This window comes from Streptomyces sp. NPDC058985 (genome assembly GCF_042740985.1).
Lineage (GTDB): Bacteria > Actinomycetota > Actinomycetes > Streptomycetales > Streptomycetaceae > Streptomyces.
Genome location: NZ_JBHYJX010000005.1, coordinates 217,168 through 236,657, shown reverse-complemented (window position 1 = coordinate 236,657; position 19,490 = coordinate 217,168). Strand labels below are relative to the sequence as shown.

General features: G+C 68.5%; 17 protein-coding genes and 4 pseudogenes. 11 read left to right on the top strand and 10 right to left on the bottom strand.

The genetic code is table 11. From position 1 onward, the window contains the following. Positions 1-10 precede the first annotated feature (10 nt). From ACFW01_RS06710 to ACFW01_RS06690, 5 genes are read left to right on the top strand one after another with little or no spacing between them, the layout of a single operon-like run. Positions 11-1,027, top strand: a complete 1,017-nt coding sequence (locus ACFW01_RS06710) for a lantibiotic dehydratase C-terminal domain-containing protein (RefSeq protein ID WP_384502575.1) — start codon at positions 11-13, stop codon at positions 1,025-1,027. Then, a complete protein-coding gene (locus ACFW01_RS06705; protein WP_234959098.1) occupies positions 1,024-2,154 on the top strand; it encodes a M50 family metallopeptidase in 1,131 nt (376 codons plus the stop codon). Before ACFW01_RS06710 ends, ACFW01_RS06705 begins: the two co-directional genes overlap by 4 nt. Before the next feature lie 24 nt (positions 2,155-2,178). Next, the gene (locus ACFW01_RS06700; protein ID WP_384502548.1) at positions 2,179-3,162 is read left to right on the top strand and encodes an ABC transporter ATP-binding protein; all 984 of its coding nucleotides are present in this window, start codon (positions 2,179-2,181) and stop codon (positions 3,160-3,162) included. Continuing rightward, on the top strand, positions 3,159-3,914 hold the full coding sequence (locus tag ACFW01_RS06695; RefSeq protein WP_234959096.1) for an ABC transporter permease: 756 nt from the start codon (positions 3,159-3,161) through the stop codon (positions 3,912-3,914). The genes ACFW01_RS06700 and ACFW01_RS06695 overlap by 4 nt, the downstream gene beginning before the upstream one ends. After that, positions 3,911-5,842, top strand: coding sequence for a TOMM precursor leader peptide-binding protein (locus ACFW01_RS06690; RefSeq protein WP_234959095.1), 1,932 nt, complete (start codon positions 3,911-3,913; stop codon positions 5,840-5,842). Before ACFW01_RS06695 ends, ACFW01_RS06690 begins: the two co-directional genes overlap by 4 nt. A gap of 115 nt (positions 5,843-5,957) precedes the next feature. On the opposite strand, the gene ACFW01_RS06685 is transcribed toward ACFW01_RS06690, so the two are convergent. Further along, complete coding sequence (locus ACFW01_RS06685) at positions 5,958-6,134, bottom strand: thiazolylpeptide-type bacteriocin (RefSeq protein ID WP_053760578.1); 177 nt, start codon at positions 6,132-6,134, stop codon at positions 5,958-5,960. Between the two features lie 167 nt (positions 6,135-6,301). On the opposite strand from ACFW01_RS06685, the gene ACFW01_RS06680 reads away from it, so the two are divergent. After that, positions 6,302-7,597, top strand: coding sequence for an amidohydrolase (locus ACFW01_RS06680; protein WP_384502547.1), 1,296 nt, complete (start codon positions 6,302-6,304; stop codon positions 7,595-7,597). 331 nt (positions 7,598-7,928) lie between these two features. Here ACFW01_RS06680 and ACFW01_RS06675 read toward each other — a convergent pair. The 3 genes and pseudogenes from ACFW01_RS06675 to ACFW01_RS06665 form a co-directional block, all read right to left on the bottom strand. Then, positions 7,929-8,159: pseudogene (locus tag ACFW01_RS06675) on the bottom strand (IS630 family transposase); the annotation flags it as partial. Beyond that, positions 8,105-8,662 (bottom strand): NUDIX domain-containing protein, encoded by a 558-nt coding sequence (locus ACFW01_RS06670; protein WP_234959094.1) that lies wholly within the window; start codon positions 8,660-8,662, stop codon positions 8,105-8,107. The gene ACFW01_RS06670 and the pseudogene ACFW01_RS06675, both read right to left, overlap by 55 nt. 148 nt (positions 8,663-8,810) lie before the next feature. Further along, positions 8,811-9,159 (bottom strand): annotated as a pseudogene (locus ACFW01_RS06665) (hypothetical protein). Between the two features lie 512 nt (positions 9,160-9,671). Here ACFW01_RS06665 and ACFW01_RS06660 point away from each other — a divergent pair. Further along, positions 9,672-10,145, top strand: coding sequence for a GNAT family N-acetyltransferase (locus ACFW01_RS06660; RefSeq protein ID WP_234959093.1), 474 nt, complete (start codon positions 9,672-9,674; stop codon positions 10,143-10,145). A gap of 68 nt (positions 10,146-10,213) precedes the next feature. Here the strand turns inward: ACFW01_RS06660 and ACFW01_RS06655 are convergent. After that, positions 10,214-10,354 (bottom strand): annotated as a pseudogene (locus tag ACFW01_RS06655) (transposase family protein); the annotation flags it as partial. 63 nt (positions 10,355-10,417) lie between these two features. Here ACFW01_RS06655 and ACFW01_RS06650 point away from each other — a divergent pair. From ACFW01_RS06650 to ACFW01_RS06640, 3 genes and pseudogenes are all read left to right on the top strand, one after another. Continuing rightward, on the top strand, positions 10,418-10,951 hold the full coding sequence (locus tag ACFW01_RS06650; protein WP_384502546.1) for a hypothetical protein: 534 nt from the start codon (positions 10,418-10,420) through the stop codon (positions 10,949-10,951). Positions 10,952-11,603: 652 nt separating this feature from the next. Then, on the top strand, positions 11,604-12,047 hold the full coding sequence (locus ACFW01_RS06645; RefSeq protein ID WP_234959091.1) for a hypothetical protein: 444 nt from the start codon (positions 11,604-11,606) through the stop codon (positions 12,045-12,047). A 114-nt stretch (positions 12,048-12,161) separates the two neighbouring features. After that, positions 12,162-12,381: pseudogene (locus ACFW01_RS06640) on the top strand (IS3 family transposase); the annotation flags it as partial. Between the two features lie 100 nt (positions 12,382-12,481). Here the strand turns inward: ACFW01_RS06640 and ACFW01_RS06635 are convergent. From ACFW01_RS06635 to ACFW01_RS06615, 5 genes are all read right to left on the bottom strand, one after another. Beyond that, positions 12,482-13,552 (bottom strand): protein kinase family protein, encoded by a 1,071-nt coding sequence (locus tag ACFW01_RS06635; protein WP_234959090.1) that lies wholly within the window; start codon positions 13,550-13,552, stop codon positions 12,482-12,484. 313 nt (positions 13,553-13,865) lie between these two features. Continuing rightward, positions 13,866-14,147, bottom strand: a complete 282-nt coding sequence (locus tag ACFW01_RS06630; protein WP_234959089.1) for a hypothetical protein — start codon at positions 14,145-14,147, stop codon at positions 13,866-13,868. 72 nt (positions 14,148-14,219) lie between these two features. Continuing rightward, the gene (locus tag ACFW01_RS06625) at positions 14,220-14,396 is read right to left on the bottom strand and encodes a hypothetical protein (RefSeq protein WP_384502545.1); all 177 of its coding nucleotides are present in this window, start codon (positions 14,394-14,396) and stop codon (positions 14,220-14,222) included. Positions 14,397-14,722: 326 nt separating this feature from the next. Next, the gene (locus tag ACFW01_RS06620; RefSeq protein ID WP_234959087.1) at positions 14,723-15,193 is read right to left on the bottom strand and encodes a hypothetical protein; all 471 of its coding nucleotides are present in this window, start codon (positions 15,191-15,193) and stop codon (positions 14,723-14,725) included. A 61-nt stretch (positions 15,194-15,254) separates the two neighbouring features. Further along, positions 15,255-16,148 carry a hypothetical protein gene (locus ACFW01_RS06615; protein ID WP_234959086.1) on the bottom strand — a complete coding sequence of 298 codons (894 nt, stop codon included), beginning with the start codon at positions 16,146-16,148 and terminating at the stop codon, positions 15,255-15,257. 1,170 nt (positions 16,149-17,318) lie between these two features. Between ACFW01_RS06615 and ACFW01_RS06610 the strand changes: the two genes are divergently transcribed. Continuing rightward, positions 17,319-19,463: an MMPL family transporter gene (locus ACFW01_RS06610; RefSeq protein ID WP_234959085.1), complete on the top strand. Its 2,145-nt coding sequence runs from the start codon at positions 17,319-17,321 to the stop codon at positions 19,461-19,463. Positions 19,464-19,490 lie beyond the last annotated feature (27 nt).

The window sequence follows — 19,490 nt, the reverse complement described above, 5'->3', positions numbered from 1 at the left end:
GTGGCAGGCCATGCACATCTTCTACGCCGCCAACCCCCAGCCCCTGCTGGTGAGCTGTGTCGGACCGCTGATCACGGGACTCAGGGACGACGGGCTGCTCGCCGGCCACTTCTTCATCAACTACTGGCTGGAGGGCCCGCATGTGCGGCTCCGCCTGAAGCCCGCGACCGAGGAGGCGACGCCCGAGGTACGCCGCCGGACCGAGGAGGCCGTAGACGCCTTCCTGCGCAGCCGGCCGGCGCTCTACGAGGTCGACTCCGGCTTCCTCAACGAGTTCTACAACACGCTCTTCGAGATCGAGTTTCCGGAGGGCGACCGCGGCGACTTCATGGCGGAGGACGGCCGGATGCGGCTGCGTCCGAACAACTCCCGCTCCTACGAGCCGTACGAACCCGAGTACGGCAAGTACGGCGGTCCGGCGGGCGTCGCCCTGGCGGAGTGGCACTTCGCGCACTCCAGCGATCTCGTCATCGACGGCCTGGGCACGATGAACCTGCACCTGCGCACTGTGCTGCTGGGGACGTCGGCGCAGCTGATGATGGTTATGGCGGGCTGCTTCCTGCCCGACGACGACGAACTCGCCGGCTATCTGGAGCGGTACTACGAATTCTGGCACCGCGCCTTCCCCGGCACCGGCTTCATCGGCTCGTCGGAGTACGACCGCAACTACGCCGAGATGGCGCCACGCCTGGGCCGTCGCTTCGAGGAGATCCGCGGGGCCGTCGCCGCGGGCCGGCTCGACCGGTTGCCGGCTTTCCTGCGCGGCTGGGCGGCGCACTGCCTGGAGCTGCGGGAGAGGGCCGTCGCCCTGGCCGAGGCGGGCGGCCTGGTCTTCCGCTCCTGGGACGGCACCCGTGACGAGCAGGTCACCGACCCGGCGGTCGCCCTGCCTCTGCTGTTGTCGCCGTACATGCATATGACCAACAACCGGCTGCATGTGACGATCCGCGATGAGGCGTACCTCTCCCACATTCTCGGGCGGGTCCTGCGCTCCGGCGCCAGAAGCACGACGGAGGCCGCCTCATGAGCCCCGAGGGGGCCGAGGTGTTCACCCACCGTCCACGGCTGCGGCCGGATGTCCTGCTCAGCGCGCCGCTGCTGCGCGGACCGGCCACCGTACACCTGATCAGGGACCCCGCGAACGGTTCCGCCTTCGAGGTCGGGCCGAAGGAGTACTTCCTCATCTCCCGGCTGGACGGGGAGAGGAGCCTGGAGGAGATCGGCGACGAGTACGCCTCCGCCTTCGGGCGACGGCTGGGTGAGGCCAACTGGAGGCAGTTGCTGGGGCTGCTCGGCACCAAACGGCTGCTCGCCGGCGCACCACCCCGCGAGGTGCCGACCACACCGCCCACGCCGTCCGCCCCGTCCGCGCCGTCCCTCACCGGCAACCTCTACCGGGGCAGCCTGCGTCTGGTCGCCGACGCCGGCGCGACCACCGGACTGATGCACCGCGCGCTGCGCCCGCTGTGGCACCGGCAGGTTCTGCTGCCGCTGCTGGTGCTCTGTCTGGCCATGGAGGCAGTCCTGGCCGCAGGGCTCGGCACGCTCGTGCGAGACACCTGGTGGCTCTTCCACCAACCGGTCGCTCTGCTCGCCGTGTTCACCCTGTTGTGGCTGAGCACCGGCGGCCACGAACTGGCGCACGGAGTCGCGGCCCGGCACCACGGCGGCACGGTGAGCGAGATCGGCCTGCGCTGGCGGCTGCCCGTCGCGATCATGTACTGCCGGGTGGACGACTACCGTTTTCTCCGCAGTCGTTGGCATCAGCTGGCGATCGGCGCGGCCGGCGCCTTCGCGAACCTGCTGTTCCTGCTGCCCTTCGCCGTCTGGTGGGCGGCACTGGAGACGGGCGATCCCACCCGCCGGGTGCTGTCGGGACTGCTTCTGCTGGGCAGCGTTCAGGCACTGGTCAACCTGCTGCCGCTGCCTCCGCTGGACGGATACACCATGCTCTCCCACGTGCTCGGTGTGTCCAACTATGCCCCGGAGAGTGGGCGCTACCTGAGACTGCGGCTGCGTGACCGGCAGGCCGCGGCCGGCTACCCGCGCCGGGCGCGGGTTCTGTACATGGCATACGGGATCGGCTCGTCCGTTCTGGTCTGTCTGATCGCGGCCGCGTCGGTCACGGCCGTGTTTGTTCTGCTCGCCCCCTGACGGGCCTGTTTCGAGGAGCTGTTCATGACGGAGACGGAAACCGTGCCGGCGGACCCCGGCAACCGCGCGATGAACGCCGCCGTCCACGTCGAGGGGGTGAGCAAGCGCTATGGGACCCGCCAGGCGCTGGACGGCGTATCGCTGCGCATCGCCCGGGGCGAGTTCTTCGGCCTGCTCGGGCCCAACGGCGCGGGCAAGACCACCCTGGTGGAGATCATGGAAGGCCTGCGCCAGGCCGACTCGGGCACCGTCGGCGTACTGGGCGGCTCCCCCTGGCCACGCAATGTCGCGCTGCTGCCCCGGCTCGGTGTCCAGACCCAGTCCTCGGCCTTCTTCGTGCGCCTGAAGGCACATGAGCACCTGGCGACCGTCGCCGCCCTCTACGGCGCGGACCGCACGGCGGTCGAGCGGACGCTGGAGGCCGTGGCACTGACGGAGCAGCGGGGCACCCGCGTGGAGGACCTCTCCGGCGGGCAGCGTCAGCGGCTGGCCATCGCCTCCGCCCTGGTCCACGACCCCGAGCTGATCTTCCTGGACGAGCCCACCGCCGCGCTCGACCCGCAGGCCCGCCGCGATCTGTGGAACGTCCTTCGCGGACTGAAGGAGGCGGGCCGGACCATCGTGTACACCACGCACCACTTGGACGAGGCGGAAGCCCTCTGCGACCGGGTGGCGATCCTGGTGGACGGCCGGGTCACCGCACTGGACTCCCCCCGCGGGCTGATCGGCGCCGCGGGCTCGGCGGCCTCGGTGCTGCTGCCACCGGACCGGATGACCGTGGCGCAGGCGGAGGCGATCGAGGGCGTGGACCGCGCCGTTCTGAGCGGCGGCAGCCTCGTACTGGAAACGCGGGCGTCCGGAAAGGTGATGTCGGCGCTCGACGCGCTCGGCGGCCTGGACGGCGTACTGACCCGCACGGCCACCCTCGAGGACGTCTACCTCCGGCTCACCTCCGCTGCCGGAGACGAGAACACCCAGCACACCCAGAACACGGAGCACCAGGCATGAGCGCATACGGGGCACTGACGGCGGCCGGCTACCGGTCCCAGGCCCGGGACGCCGCCGCACTCTTCTTCACCTTCGCCTTCCCGCTGGTCTTCCTGGTGGTCTTCGGGCTGATCTTCAGTGGTCAGGAGGTCGAGGAGACCGGCCGGCCCTACATCTCGTACATCGCGCCCGGCGTGATGTCCTGGGGCGTGGGCAACGCGGCGGTGTTCGGCATCGCGTTCACGCTGATGCAGTGGCGCCGCGACGATCTGCTGCGCCTGATCCGTATGACGCCGACGAGCCTGCCGACGGTGCTCGCCTCCCGTTACGTACTGGCGCTCGCCATCGGTGTCGTACAGGCCGTGGTGTTCGTCGCGGTGGCGCTGCTGCCGCTGTTCGGGCTGGCGCTGGACTCCCGGTGGCCGCTGGCGCTGCCCGTGCTGCTGCTCGGCATCACGGCGTTCCTGTCGCTCGGCGTCATCATCGGCTCGTACGCCGACACGCCCGAGGCGGTCGCCGCCATCGCGAACTTCCTGATGGTGCCGATGGCGTTCCTGTCCGGCTCGTTCCTGCCTCTGGACATGATGCCGTCCTGGCTGCAGACGCTCTCCCGGGTACTGCCGCTGCGCTACTTCAACGACGCCGTCTCCGCATCCCTGACCGGCAACGGCAGCCTCGGTGACGTGGCCGTCGGATGCGGCGCGCTCGTCGGCTTCACCGTCGTCTTCGCGGCCGTCGGCCTGAAGACCTTCCGCTGGAGCAACCGCACATGACGACCACCGTGGTACGCGAGGGCGTGCCGCTTCAGGAGGCAGGGCGCCGGCTGCGATCGGCGCTGGCCGAGCGATGCGCCCCGGACCAGGCCCCCGAGGTGGTGCTCCTCGGGGCGCGTGACGTGCGGGACGACCCGCACCCCTCGGTGCGGCCCGCCGCCGTGGTGCACCTCGCCTCCCGCGAGGTGCTGGTGGGACCGTGGGGCGGGGACGCGGACGCCCGGGCCTGCGGGACCTGCCTTGCGATGCGCTGGCAGCGGCTGCGGTCACGCACCGAGCGGGACGCCCTGGAGACGGGCACACCGTGGAGCTTCGCCCCGCACTGGCCCGAACAGCCGGCGTTCGTCGCGGATGCGGTGCACGCCCTGTATGAGGCGGTCACCGGCTCCCCGGTACCGGTGCCGCCCGGACAGACGTCCGCCGACCGGGCGCTGTCGCAGGTGTCCTGCCTGGACGTGGCGACCCTGACCGTGCGGACGTTCCCGCTGTACGCCGACCCGTTGTGCCCGCACTGCGGCCCCGGCGGCACGGACAGCCCTCAGGCGGCCGCACTCGCCCTGGAGTGCCGGCCGAAGCCGGCCGAGGACAGCTACCGGCTACGACCGGCGTCCTCCCACCCGCTGGCACCGGCGGCGCTCGCGAACCCGGTCACCGGTCTGCTCGGCGCCGGGACCTGGCTCAATGTCACCTCGCCGACCACCGCGCCGGTCGCCGGCAGCGTGTTCATGCGCGGCTACGCGGGCCTGACCGACGTGACCTGGAGCGGCCAGGCCAACGGGTTCGCCGCCAGCCGCGACCTGGCGTTCCTGGAGGGCCTGGAGCGGTACGCCGGCACCCACCGACGGCGTGGAACGAAGCTGCTCAGCGCCTCGTACAACAGTCTGGGCGAGGCCGCGCTCAACCCTGCCGACTGCGGCTTCTACGCTCCGGAGACCTACCGTGACGACCCGCTCGTCGACCCGTTCGACCCCGGTCGGCCGATCCCGTGGGTGTGGGGCTACTCCCTGCGCGACGAGCGCCCCCTGCTGGTCCCGGCCCGCCTGGTGCACTACAGCGCGGGGGTGACGGCGGACAACTTCGTCTTCGAGTGCTCCAACGGCTGCGCGATCGGCAGCTGTCTGGAGGAAGCGGTGCTCGGCGCGCTGCTCGAACTGATCGAGCGGGACGCCTTCCTGCTCGCCTGGTACGGCGGGACCCGGTTGACGGAGATCGACCTGGCCACGGTCGGCGACCCCACCGTCCGCGCCATGATCGACCGTGCGGCGCTGCAGGGTTACGACGTGCACGCCTTCGACAACCGGATCGACCTCGCCGTACCCGTGGTGACCGGGCTGGCGGTACGGCGTGACGGCGGGCCGGGCCTGTACTCGTTCGGCGCCGACGCCTCGCTGGACGCGGCGTCGGCGCTGGAGGGTGCCCTGTCGGAGGTGCTGACGTACATTCCGCACCTGCCGGGCCAGGTACGCGAGCGACGGGGCGAACTGGAGGCGATGGCCGCCGACTTCACCAAGGTGCTGCACCTGAAGGACCACGCCCAGTTGTACGGCCTTCCCGACATGGCGGTGCATGTGGCGCCGTACCACGAACCCGGGACGGTCCGCCCCATGGCGGAGATGTACGCGTCGTGGGAGGCCTCCGGTCGGCCGCGTTCCGGCGATCTGGCGGACGATGTGGCCCTGTGCCGCGACGAGTTGATACGGGCCGGGCTCGATGTGATCGTCGTGGACCAGACCACGCCGGAGCAGCGGCGCATGGGGCTGCGGACGGTGTGTGCGCTGGCGCCCGGGCTGCTGCCGATCGACTTCGGCTGGTCGCGGCAGCGCGCGCTCGGTATGCCCCGGCTGCGGACCGCGGCCCGCCGCGGCGGGCTGCGCGACACGGACCTGGAGGGGTGGGAGATCCGCCGGGTTCCGCATCCGTTCCCCTGACACGTCACACGGCGACGGCCGGGTCGCCGCTCGCCGCTCCCGAGGGAGTGCGGAGCGGCGCCCGGCCGTTTCGGCGTCCGTCGAGGCCCGACGCCGATGTGCTGCGGGCCTGAAGTCAGGCGCTGCAGGAGGTGGTGCTGGTGGTGGAGGAGCAGGTCGAGGTGGAGGAGCAGCTCGTGGAACCGGCGAGCACGACCTCGCTGGCGTCCGAGTAGTCCGAGATCTCGAAGGTCTCCGACTCGAGCTCCAGGATCTCGTCGGCGAGGGCGGCGAGGGTCGACTTGTCAGCCATGGTCACTCCTGAGGTGAGGACACCATCGGGCTGGTCCCGGGGTGTTCGGCCCCTTCATTGGACCGGTCGCCACTGACGCATCCAGGTGCCGTCCGCTGTCAGGGCGCTGTCGTCCGGTGACAGCGCCCTGACAGTGGCCGGCCGGCCGGGCGCCGGATCATGTCCGGGTGGACACAGCGGCGATCCTTCCCTCGGACAAATACGGTTCCGTCCTGCGGCAGTCGGACGCGGTACTGCGCCCGCTCACCGTCTTCGCGATGGACCTCCACCAGAACCCGGAGCCGTCCGGTGAGGAAGCCCGTACCGCAGCCCGCCTCGCCGACGCGCTGGCCGCGGAGGGGTACGCGGTGACGCGGGGCGTCGGCGGCCACGGTGTGGTCGGCGTCCTCACCAACGGAGAGGGTCCGCGCGTCTACTTGCGGGCCGAACTGGATGCCTTGCCGATCCAGGAACGGACCGGCCTGCCGTACGCCGCCCAGGGCCCCTGCATGCACGCCTGCGGCCATGACCTGCATGTCGCCGCGCTGCTCGGCGCCGCGACGCTGCTGGCCCGTGCACTGCCGCACTGGCAGGGCACGGTGGTGGTCGTCGGTCAGCCCGCCGAAGAGACGCTGACCGGCGCTCGGGCCATGCTGGAGGACGGCCTCTACGCCCGCTTCGGCCGCCCGGACGCGGTGCTCGCCCAGCACACCGCCCCTCTCCTGGGCGGCATGGTCGCCCACGGATACGGACAGCCCCTGCTCGCCGGCAGTGCCCAACTGGACGTCACCTTGCACGGCCGGGGCGGGCACGCCGGGGCGCCCCACCTGACAGTGGATCCGATACTCGCCGCGGCCGCGGTGGTACTGCGGCTCCAGGGCATCGTGTCCCGCGAGAGCGCACCCGCAGAGCAGACCACCGTCACCGTCGGCCGGATCCAGGCCGGCACGCACAGCGGCGTCGTACCGGACAGCGCCTCGCTCGGAATCACCGTCCGCGCGCTGTTCCCGGCATCGCTGGACCGTCTGGTGACCGCCGTCGAGCGAGTCGTACGGGCCGAATCGGCCGCGTCCGGCTGCCCACGAGATGCCGAGATCACGGTGGTCTCACGGTCCCCCGTCACACTCCCCGACGCAGAGGTGACCGCGGCGACGCGCGAGGCTCATCGCGAAGTACTGGGCGCCGAGCGGGTCGTGCCGTGGGCGCCGTCGATGGCGACGGAGGACTTCGGCCTCTACGGCGACGCCGGCCAGGAGATCCACGGCTGCGCCGGGATCGCTCTGGGCTACTGGATGGTCGGCACGGTGGGCCCACGCCAGTGGGCCGCCACAAGCGGCGCGAACGTCATGGAGAGGCTCGCGTCACTGCCACCGAACCACTCCCCCGAATTCGCACCGCACCTGCCTGTCGCCCTGCCCTCGGCGACCCGTGCGATGACCACGGCGGCGCTTGCGCTCTTGAAGCGACCGTCCGAAAACTCCTGACCGGAGAGCGTGGGCTGCCACACCGTCTCGTTCAGCCGTGGCAGGTGTCGGTCAACGGCGTTGTCACGTTGGCCGACCGGGTGGGACGATCTTCGGGTTGATTCAGGCTGGCAGGGTCGTCCGTGGACAGCGCGCCGTCGTAGCAGGGGCACCGCTACCCGGGCGAGGTGATCTCCCCTGCGTGGGGCGATCCTTCCGCTTCCCCGCTGAGCTTCGGTGCGGTGAAGGCGCCGGTGCTGCAGCGCGGCCCGGTCGTCTCCAGTGAGACGCTCCGCCGCCGGTGCGCCGCGTTCGGACAGGCCAGTGCGAACGCACCGCGCCCCCGGCCCTGGTGATCTGAGTCAGACATTCGTCGGCGGTAGGCGGCGACTTTGTCGAGGATCTCGTCGGCGGTCTTCGTCCAGACGAAGGGTCTGGGGTGTTCGTTCCAGTCGGCGAGCCAGCACCTGATGTCGTGTTCGAGGGCCTGGACGGAGCGGTGGATGCCGCGCTTGGGTCTCTTCTCGGTCAGCCCGGCGAACCACCGCTCGACCAGGTGCAGCCAGGACGCGCTGGTTGGTGTCCCCCGCGGTCTTGTAGCGCCGCAGCGACCAGGTCGTGGATGAGGAATTCTCCCGGTCCGCGGTTCTCCTTGAGCCGGGAGAGGTCTTCGGGGCCGAACCAGTCGTAGGCCGTGTGCTTGGACCATTCCAGGGCGGGATGGTCCAAGTCGCCGTCGACGTCGACGGCGACGAGATAGTCAGCCTCGTGCCGCAGCCCGTCGCCGTCGTCTCCGGTCCAGGTGGTGATGCCGAGCAGGCGCCGGACCTGGCGAAGACGCCATCCCGTCTCTTCGCGGGCTTCGCGCACCAACGTGTCCAGCAGGGTCTCGCCGGGCTCCACGTGCCCGCCCACGATGTCCCAGCAGTCGGGGAAGAGCCGACGCTCGGGACTGCGCTTCTGGGCGAAGGCCCGCCCCTTCTGGTTCAGGATTACCGCGCCCACCGTCCACAGCTCTCCGCCGGCGGGGACGGGTATCTCGATGCCGCTGCTGAGGACGACATCGGCGTGCTTCTCGCTCTCCATGACCCCACGAGCCTCCCACATCCGCGCGGACGTCCTCTGATCTCCCGTCCGTCACCAGGTAATGGATGGGAAGGGGCCCGAGCAGGTTCCCGGCGGCACGGTCCCTCTCAGGTTCCAGCCCGTCGCGGGTGTGCACGTCCCAGTCCGGTCAAGGCTGTGCACGACGGCGGTAGTAGTGCACGGTCACGATGGCCAGCAACGGCCCCCAGGCCACGATCGGTACGTAGCAGGCCGTCATCACCCACTCTCCCCATGGTGTGATCGCCATGTCGGCGTGCAGCGTCGTCCATACGCGCCGTAGACGGTACAGGCGAGGGCGCCAAGCGCGGCGGGGACGGCGGCGGCGAGCACGGGATGCGGCGCCCGCGCAGTACGGGGATCCACCGCGGTCATCCCTCGCCCCACGGACGTACCAGCCCCAGTGTCAGGAAAGCCAGCGCCTCCTGGAAGACGGATAGCAGCGGAACGACGAGGTATCCCCAGCCGGGGACGAGCATCGCGTCGTACTCGGACTCGGCGAGTCCCAGCGCGCCGCACACCGGGCCCACGGGGGGGACGGGCGCAGCGGTCCCAAGAGGTGCGGGGATGGTCGGCAGTGCGCTGGCGATCATGAGGGCGGCTCCATGTTGGGGTGACTGGTTGCAGCTCCGGGAGGCTGTCACGCACTCCCCCGCGGCGGCATCCGTCCGCCGGGCGGAGCACGCAGGGCCTGTATCAGCCCGCACGGCCAGAGCCCGTGCGCCTGCGGTCGCATGCACCCCGCACGGGTCAGACCAGGGAGTGACCGGCACAGCGAAGGGGGACGCCCCTACCAGCACGTCTTCAGCTGACGCAGGCCATGTCCGAATCCAAGAACCTGACAGGAGCCCGGCTCCCTGAGGGGCACTGCTGGCGAAACGGACGTGACAGACGATGCCTGCTGCGGAAGACTCGCGTCGTGCGCGATCGTGTAGATGCTTCCTCTGGCCTGGTGTTGCGGAGGTGGACGACCCAGGATGCCTGCGCGGTGATGACCGCGTTCGCGGATCCGCTCATGCGTGGTCAGTCGATCGAGCCGGTCGCTTCTGACCAGGCTGCCGAGCGCTGGATAACGGCTCGTGGTGACCAATGGGCAGCGGATTCTGCCTATTCCTTCGCGGTCGTCGATGGCGGTGGCCTCGTTCTCGGCCAGGTTTGCGTCGGCTCGGTGGATCGGCGTCATGCCGTTGGATGGGTGTCCTATTGGACGACGGCAACGGCTCGTGGCCAAGGCATAGCTTCCCGTGCCTGCCGCGCTGTGGCCCGCTGGGCTTTCGATGATGCGCAACTCTTCCGACTGGAGCTTGGGCACCGGGTGAACAATCCCGCGTCATGCGGTGTGGCTCGTGCTGCCGGCTTCGCGGTGGAAGGGCAGCAACGACAGAAGCTCGAATATGACGGTGTCCGCTTCGACGTCGAACTCCATGCCCGTCTGGCAACGGATACGGAGCCCGAATCGTTGTGAGAGTGCGGTGCGGAGCGACCCACGAGAGGCTTTCCCGGCCTCCGAGTACTACGGCGACTCCGCCACGATCGCCCTGCTGTCTCCAGTACGAACAGCGGGCGCAGGCGCTGGATCACTCGGCACACGCTCGCGGGTGGGACGTCGAACAGCGGGGCGAGCTGCCGCGTGGTGAGGTCTGTGCGGTAGTGCACGGCCGCGAGCGGGACCCGCCAGCCGGCTGACCGTCATGCGAGACGGACGTTGGTGTGACCGCCGTGCCTGATGAGGTTCGCATGATGACGACGGTCCACATCGAACGGTCCCTGTTCGGGCTCACCGCCGAGGGCAGCCCGGTGCTGTGGACGGACTTGCCGATGGGGCCGACCGGTGCAGTGCATGTCGCGGACGGCACTGCATTGTTCATCAGTAACGCGCAGGAGCACGACGCCACGCTCACGCTCCAGGTCAATAGCCTCACGTCGGAGAGTGTTGGTGAGGGGTTCGTGCTTGTTGGGAGCTGGCCTTTCAGCAGCTGCCTGGGAACGTTGGTGCTCAACACGGTCAACGCGGCCGGCAGTATCGAGTTCCGTCTTGCACCGGACAGCGTGTACACGATGCATGTGTGGCGCAAGGGCGGGGAGAGTGCCCAGGAGCGTTTCTACGGCGACCTGGGTGGTGTCACGCCGAAAACGGGGCTCGAGGACTATCTGATCGAATTCGTACCCACCAGCTCGACGCAGACGTATGCCACCATCCCGCGCACGCAGTCCCGGTCTCATCCGCCGGTGGATGAGACCGGGCAGCGTCCTGCGAACTGGATGGGCTGAGCGGTGGCCCGCGCTGCGTGTCACCGCTCAGGGTAGGCCAATTGACGAAGATGCCGTAGGGATCGCCGTCCAGGATGCGGTCTTTGCTGTACCAGGCGGACAGCTTGCCGCCGGCCGGACGGATAGGCCAGTACCCGCAAGTTCATCCCGTGATTCTTGTGCTTGCCGGGAGTAGAAGGGACGGTCCGCGGCGAGGCGACTTTGCGGAAAAGGGATCAGCGCCTTCGTCCCCTCCCGACCCGGCATGTGCAACGGCCAGCTGGTACTCACAGGGCGACCCGATGCGCGCTTCACCTGACGCCTGGGACCAGTGACACCGTCGTGGCCCGCAGTTGCTCAACCAGCACCAGCCATCGTCACTACGCAGAGAGCCTGAAGGAGGGCCGGGCGCTCCCCGCTCTGGACTTCGCCTGCCGGACCAACCGTAGGCCCACTGCCTGAACAGGGGACAGCGGAAGGTTGTGCCTCGGAGAAGTCTCGATCGAGCCGGCTCGGGTCCCTGGTTTCGGGCAGAGGCGGAGTGAGTAACGGCTTGGACTCGTACCCCTCCCGACCGATCAGGCACCGGCATGCTCGGCTCATGGGGAGACGCGACGGGGTGCGGAGTGGAACGACCGGTGGATGTCTGTTCACCGGTTGTCTGGCTCTGCTCGTGCTGCTCCTCGTGTGCGTCATCGGACTGTGGGTCTGGGCGGCCACGGCGGATGACCGCGCCGAGGGAGAAGCCCGCGCTGATCTGCGTAGTGACGCTGAGACGCGTAGGGAGAAGCTCGTCGAGGCGGGGGCCGACGGTGAGCTGGACGACAGCGAGATCGCTCGGGTTTTCCCTCGTGGGAAGCCGGCTAAGGGCCTGCTCAGGATCGAGCGGCACGGTCAAGACGTCATAGTGACGGCAGAGCTACTGGGCGTCGGCCCGGGAGCCCTCCTACCCAGCCAGACACTTGTGACGGGGTGCTTCGCTTTCACCGTCACACCAAAGGAGCGCGGCCATCAGGGACCCGAGGTAACCCTCAGAGAACTGGCGGTGGAGAACGAGCCGCAGTCCGCGTGCACGGCGGCAGGAGTGCCGTCTCCCAGCATCTCCGCAAGCCGCTGAAGGGACTATTGCAGGGTTCGGTGACGCCTTGACCCGCCCCGCCTCTGGGCTTCCAGTTCTGGTCGCTAGCCGGCAGCTCCTCACGGAAGGCCGGCAGTCATGCCTCGTCACTCGCAGAGCTACTACAAGCACAAGCGCACGCCGACCACTCCACGGCAGCTACGGCGGGACTGGCTGACCGGGCTGATCCGAGAGGCTGATGACTCAGGCCGGGATCAACGGCCTGCCCGGACCGGTGCGTATCAGGCGACTGAGTGGCATCGTCACCGCCGAAGATCTGGTCAATCGCAAGTTCCATCAGTTGCGTCCTGACGAGCTGTGGGTCACCGACCTCAACCGCTGCGCGGAAAACTGGTCCGACTGGTCGACCGGGGCTGGCTGCGGAAGCCACCCGGCGGCCGGTTCACCGCATGCCTGTGACCGGCGACTGCTGATCACGTACTTCGCCCCATCCGGCAGATCTTTGCCAGCGGATGGGGAGCTGCTCGGCTCTCCTGCTGAAACTCACGGTAGAAGCTACCCATCACCGCGGCGACGGGTGCATAACGGACAAGGAGCGCGGCGACCGACGTGGGAACCCCCTCTGGGGGCACCCCTTGGGCGCACGCGTTCACGAACGTTCTGCGTTCTTCCGGTGTATGTCCATGGAGCGCGACGGCCAGCCAGTTCACCAGGTGGGTGATGGCGTAGTACTGGTCGTAGGTGCGGTGCTGGTCAAAGAAGTCGGCTTCGTCTCGTGTGAGGTCGAAGCGTGAGGAGATCGCGAGGCCGTAGTCGGTGAAGAAGACCCGCTGGCCGTTGGTGAGGATGTTCTCGAAGTGGGCGTCGAAGTGCAGCAGTCCGCGGGCGTTCATGAACGCGATGCCGGCTTTCAGCTCGGCGTCCACCATGGCGCAGGCCCGCTCGGCCGCCTCGTCGCCGGCCCCGATCTGGACGCCCAGCCAGTCGTGCAGGTTCTGCGGGATGTATTCCAGGAACAGCACAAGGCTTGCTGTGGACTGCTGGAGAGCTTCGATTCGCCGGCGTACCGCTGATCCGCCTCCCCAGTAGGCGACAGTTCGGTCCACATCGGCCAGTTCCTCGGGCAGCGGCTGGCCAGAGTCCGGGATCACCCGCCAGTGGTACAGCAGAGGGAAGCCCTCGTAGTCCCCCGCGACCACCCAGTTCGTCGTCATGGTGTGTGCGGCCAACTCCCGCCAGGCTCCGAACCCCGGGCCGCCGATGGTGCCGATGCCGTAGTGACAGAAGGCCGGGAGCCCGAACAGATTCGCGGTGGAGTGAACATGCTCCGGCCGTCTTTCCAGATCGGTCAGCCGTACCTGCTTGACGAAGACCCGGGTTCCTTCGACCTCCAGCAGGACCGTTCTCCCGCCGATACCCGACCCCAGCCGTGCGCCGGCGTCCACGAACCCGCGCAGACTGCGGTCGCTGCGCAGCGCCAGCGATGTGGAAACGGCGCCGTGGGCGGCCAGACGAGCATCGCGGGACAGGTCAGGGCCCTTCACTCACGCCTCCTACCGTGCCCCACTCCTTGTTCGACGGTTCCAGCAGACACCGGGACGAGGGGCAAAGACCACCCTCCCACGGCGGAGCCGGTGAGATGTGGCGTAACTGGATACGTTCGACATGCCGCTGAGGCTATGACGAGAACTTACTGAGCCTCTTTCAGAGTGGCCACCGATCGGATGATGACCTTGGTGTCCGAAACGGACAGGGCTTCCGTGCCGTTGGGTGAGGTGTTCGAAGTCTCCGTGTCTCCTTGCTGCCGTGCACCGTTTCGCGGTCGTAGCGCCGCGCGGTGGCCTGCGTCCAGGACAACTACCTCAACTTCAGAACCGTCCGGGCTGGTTGGCCTTGATCAGAGCAGGTCGTGGGGCCCTTGTCCTCCATGAGGAACCGGGAGTGCTCGCGCTGGGTGTGCAGCGCGTCGGCAGTCACCGTCACGTCGGCCAGGTCATACGGCTCCAGCAGGGCGACGAGGCAGGTGATCTCGTTGGTCTTGTCCGGCACCCGCAACTGGCTGATGGTCTGCCCGGTCCCGGTCATCGCGGCCAGCAGATGGGGCGGCCGGGTTGCATGAGCCGCGGGCGCTCTTGCCATCGACGGCCAGGGTGTCTGCTCCGGCCGGGTCGGCACCGAGCAGCTCGGCGACTCCGCCGGGGCAGACGGTGTTCAGGACGCGGCCGGATGGCCACCTTGCGGCGCGATCCGGGTGCTGAACACGGTCGTCGTGCGGACGCCGAGGCGAGCGAGGGCGTCCTGTGGGGCGTTGCGGGCCCACTGCCCGATCGCGGCGAACGAGCGTGCCCCGGCCAGCACAGCCGAGCAGGCGATGAGCGGCACGCTCACGAACGGGTGACGCTTCCCGCACCGATGCCGCGGGTCGGCCAGCGTGGCCAGCCGCTGCGCAGTCACGCAAGGGTGCGCTGCTGACGCGAGGGCGACTTGATCAGACAGACACTGGCAGACTGACGGCACATCGAAGCTCCGGTTCGGCAGGGCGTCTTGAGAGGCCACCGCACCAACCGGAGCTTCGTTGCGTACGAGACGGGACGGCAGCCGGCGTCACACCACCATGACCCGCAACTTCCCACTACCACTGGTCCTTTGAAACAGCCCCACGGCCCGCCTACTGGCCAGATGCACGACTGTGTCCAAGGCTGTGTTGGTGAGGGTCACACCGCGAGGGCCGAGCACGCAGTCCTGGCGACCCAACGGTGCGAACCTATGGCGTTGTTGACGGAGCCGAAGTTTCTGTCTCCGAGCCAGTAGTCGTCGGTGAGATCCCGGACGAATCCCTCGGCGCGAGTGAGGCAGATGTGGAAATTGCTGTTGCCTCCCGTCCCCAGGTAGAACTTCACCTCAGAGTAGTTGCCCTTGTTGACGACGGAGCTGGCGCTGTAGGCGTCATTGCCCCGAAAAGAGCCGGAGCTGTCGCCCCAGTTCAGGTCGTTGCCCTCAGCCATGCCGATGAAGCCGTCACAGTTGACCTGCGAGTAGGCGGACATGTAACCGCTGACGGCGTTTTCGTAGTTGTCCCAGCAGGTCCCGGGGGTTTCGGCTGAAGCACTGGGGCCGAGGCCAAGGACCGCGACCCCCGTCAGGGCCGCCACGACGGCAGCCGAGCCAAATGTGGACATGCGCATGCTGATCTCCTCTGTTGCAGGTGTCTGCTTGCCGGCAGTCGAACGTCTGCCGGAGTCGTGGTCAGGACGGGACGCCCTGGGCCTGCCGCAGGGCGTGCAGGCGCATCTTGCGGTAGGTGGACCACTCTTCGCTGTACGGCTCCAGCGTCGAGGCCCGGTAGTCGGTCTCCAGGTCGCGGAGCACCTTGCCCAGGGAGGACTCGACAGCGCAGGTCGCCTCGGTGACGGCGAGCTTCCTGTCGAAGGCGTCAGCTTCGGTATCCGGCATCTCCTCGACGGCCGCCGCCCTCTTCTGCCGGAGATCGTCGGGGCTGTCGAAGGACCGTCCGGCTCTCGTCATGCAGTCGGCCCACCGACGGAGCGCTTTCGTGAAGCGTTCGTCCTGCTTGAGGGCCTGCACGTAGAGGGGGAGGGCGCTCTCCACGGTCCGGCGTGCGGTGTACCAGATCGTGGCATCGCCGTAGAGTTCGGCACGTGCTTCGTTGGTACATCCCCCGCGTGGGGTTTCTACCTTGCCAAGGTGTCCGGGGAGTTTGACTGTCATCCTCTCCCTGTAGTCGCCGTCGAGAGCCTGGGTATAACTGACACGCCCTTCCTTGGGCAGTTTGTTCTGGTATATGACGGTCCGGTGGGAGGTTCGAATCTTTTCGCCACGTTCTTCGAACTCTCGACCGTATCCGTGCATCTCGGCCCACCGCACGGACTCGATGACGTAGTTTCCGGACTTTCGCTCGTCAACGCTGGGCACTGGGAACTCCCAGTAGGGGAACCCCTTGCCCCTCATACACGTCTTGATGAGTTTCTGTTCGGCCCGCTCGATCTCGACGACTTCCTCGTTGGTCAGATCCCGCACCCTGGAGCCTGAGATGTCCTCCCACGGTCGCGGTTCATCAGCGCAACCTGCGAGCAGGAAGAGAACCGTAAGCGTGAACGTGGCCGAATACTTCCGCCTCACCGATGTGCACCTTTCCATGTTCCGGTCAGAGGTTCATCTCTCCCGAGAACTGCTCAGAACTACGTGACCAACAGACGGCAACGGCACACCGAACCTGCCGGAGGTGACACCACTGGTTCCGCGCGCCCACCCTCTGCCGATGGGACGGCGCGGAAGCCGCCACGGCCGTGCCCGCGGCGGCCAGGGCGCCAACAGCGACCCCGACCGCGGCGGTGACACTGACGAGTGCCTTCGAGAGAGCGCCCCTGCTGCCTCCTCCGATGACGTGCGATGAACGGAACCGACCACACCGGTCGACCCGCAACGAGACTGCGGCTCTGGCGCGATGCCCGGCCACAGTCGGCACAGAAGTGGCCTCATCCCGGGACGTCCCAGACGCTGACCTGCTGAAACACAGCCTGCCGAGTCACTACGGCGGGACGACCGCGAGCCTGCGATGGGCCTGCACGAGGGCGGGACGTCCACTCGCCGTGACAGCTGCCCTTCTCTGGCCTCGCCCATGGACCCTAGGGTCATCTTGGCCTTCGGACTTTGTCATCCGTGCTGGGAACCTGGTCAGTTGTGCACCACCTGAAGATGACGCTGCGTCAAGTGAGGGCGATTCTCGAAACCGGGTGTGGGGCCGGGGGTTCCGTAGCGGTGTGCTGTTCGGGCGATTGTGGATGCGCGAGGCATGAAGGCAGGGCCTCTCGGTAGCACAGAGGGTGTCCACCCCACTGCTCACCGGAAGGCCCAGTTGACGCAGTTGTATCGGTCTCTTGCGAGACCACAAGTACGGTAACTCCGCGGATAATCCGCCGGTCCGTTCGCCGGGGACGTCGAGCAGGACAGGGTCGATGTAACGGTCATCGCCAAGCGCCTCTCGACCTGGTTTCCCAATTCCTGATAGTTGCTGTCGTGCGGTGGGGGACGAAAGACGTACCTGGGGCAAGGCACGGGTGTCACGGCGCGCAGCCACGTTGCCGATCTGGTTTTGCCGGACCGCGGCCGACGTGACTGCGGTGCAATGAACCGGCACCGCCGGCTTCCTGAAGCCGCCGCCCCTGCTTGCTCGGTACCTCTATTCGTCGGCTCACGGCGGCATCACCTCCTCTAACGGTCGTCTCAGCTTCGCTCGTTAGGAAGTAGGCCATCGAACAAGCGATGCAACCCGTATGCAGGAGGCTAGTGATGGCAGTCAACGCAGCGCCGTCCGGGGAAGCGCCGGCCAGCCGGTTGGCAGGCCGGTGGGTGCCGTGGTTGGTGATTGGCTTGTGGCTGGTGCTGGCGGCAGGCATGGTGCCGCTGAGCGGAAAGTTGAGCTCGGTCACCACCGACAGCGCCGTAGACACCCTGCCGGCCGGCGCCGAGTCGACCAAGGTGGCGGTGCTGGAGGACAGTCTTCCCGAGGGTGACGACAACACGTTCCTCTTCGTGTACCACCGCGCCGGCGGCATGACCGGCGCCGACCGCGCGACGGTCGAGCGCCACTACAACACCCTTGCCAAGCGGTACCCGCCGAAGGCGACGGCCGGCGAGGACGACGAGGGCTCACCGGCGAGCCCCTCCACCGATGGCCAGGCGATGATGTTCACCCTTGAGGTGAGCACGGCCTACGGCGCCCCGGAGGACATCGTCGGCCCGTTGCGTGACGCCGCGAAGGACCGCCCCGCCGGCCTGGAACTCGACGTGACCGGCCCGGGCGCGATCGACGGCGACATGGATGCCGTCTTCGACGGCATCGACGTGCAGGTCCTGCTCACCACCATCGTCGTCGTCACGCTCCTGCTCATCCTCACCTACCGCAGCCCGGTGTTGTGGATCATCCCGCTGGTGGTGGTGGGCGCGGCCGCGCTGACCTCGATGGGGACCGTCTACCTGCTCGTCAAGGGCTTCGGCATCGTGGTCAACGACCAGAACTCGGCGCTGCTGACGATCCTGGTGTTCGGCGTCGGCACGGACTACGCGCTGTTGCTCATCGCTCGATATCGGGAGGCACTGCACCACCATGAGAACGTCCGGGTCGCAATGGTCCGCGCGCTGCGCAGCGCGGCGCCGGCCGTCGTCGCGTCCGCGGCCACCGTGGTCGCCGGCCTGCTCTGCCTGCTCGTCGCGGACCTGAACAGCACCAGCGGGTTGGGCCCGGTCGGTGCGGCCGGCATCCTGTGCGCGCTGGTGGCCATGCTGACGCTGTTCCCGGCGATGCTCGTGGTGCTCGGCAGGCGGATCTTCTGGCCGACCATCCCGCGGGTCAGCACGGCCTTGGAGGAGAAGCCCGGGCTGTGGGGACGGCTCGGTACCGCCATCAGCCGCCGCCGGTGGGTGGCGACGCTCGGCTCGCTCGGAGTCCTCGGCGTGCTCGCCCTCGGGCTGGCGGGCAACACCGGCGCCCTGCGGGAGCAGGACCAGTTCCTGTCCGCGCCGGAGTCGGTCACCGGCTTCACCGTCCTCCGCCAGCACTTCCCGGAGCTCGGCGGCCAGCCGATGACGATCTTCACGCGGCCGGCGCACCAGGAGCGGGTGCTCGACATCGTCAAGGACACCCGGGGTGTGGCCCTGGCCGTCCCGGAGCGGACCAGCGGTGGCTGGGCCAACATCTCCGTGTTCCCGAAGGACACGCCGGACACCGTCGCGGAGTACGACACGATCAAGCGGGTGCGCACCGCCGTACACGCGGTGAGCGGGGCGGAGGCGATCGTCGGCGGGCCCAGTGCGGAGAACCTCGACACCGAGGTGACCACCAAGCGCGACGAGAAGCTGGTGATCCCGCTGGTGCTCGCCGTCGTGCTGATCGTCCTCGGGCTGCTGCTGCGCGCGATCGTGGCCCCTCTGGTCCTGATGGCCACCGTGATCGTCTCATTCGCCGCGGCCTTCGGCGGCAGCGTGTTCGTCTTCGACACGATCCTCGGGTTCAAGGGCGTCGACTCTTCGGTGCCGCTGCTGGCATTCCTGTTCCTGGTGGCGCTCGGCGTCGACTACAACATCTTCCTGGCCAGCCGGGCCCGGGAGGAGACGGTGCGCCTCGGCACCAGAGAGGGCATGCTCAAAGCCCTCTCCGCTACCGGTGGCGTCATCACCTCGGCAGGCCTGGTCCTGGCGGCCACGTTCGCGGTCCTCGTCACACTTCCGCTGGTGATGCTGATCGAGGTCGGGTTCCTGGTGGCCTTCGGCGTGCTGCTCGACGCCCTGCTGGTGCGGTCGGTCCTGGTGCCCGCCCTCACCCTGCTGGTCGGCCGGCGGATCTGGTGGCCGAGCCGGCTGTCCCGTTCAGCGGAGGAGCTGCCGGACAGTCATCAGCCGCTCGCCGACGGCGAGGAGCCCGCGCTGCATCGGTGAGCACGGCGGCACGGACGAGATCCTGGA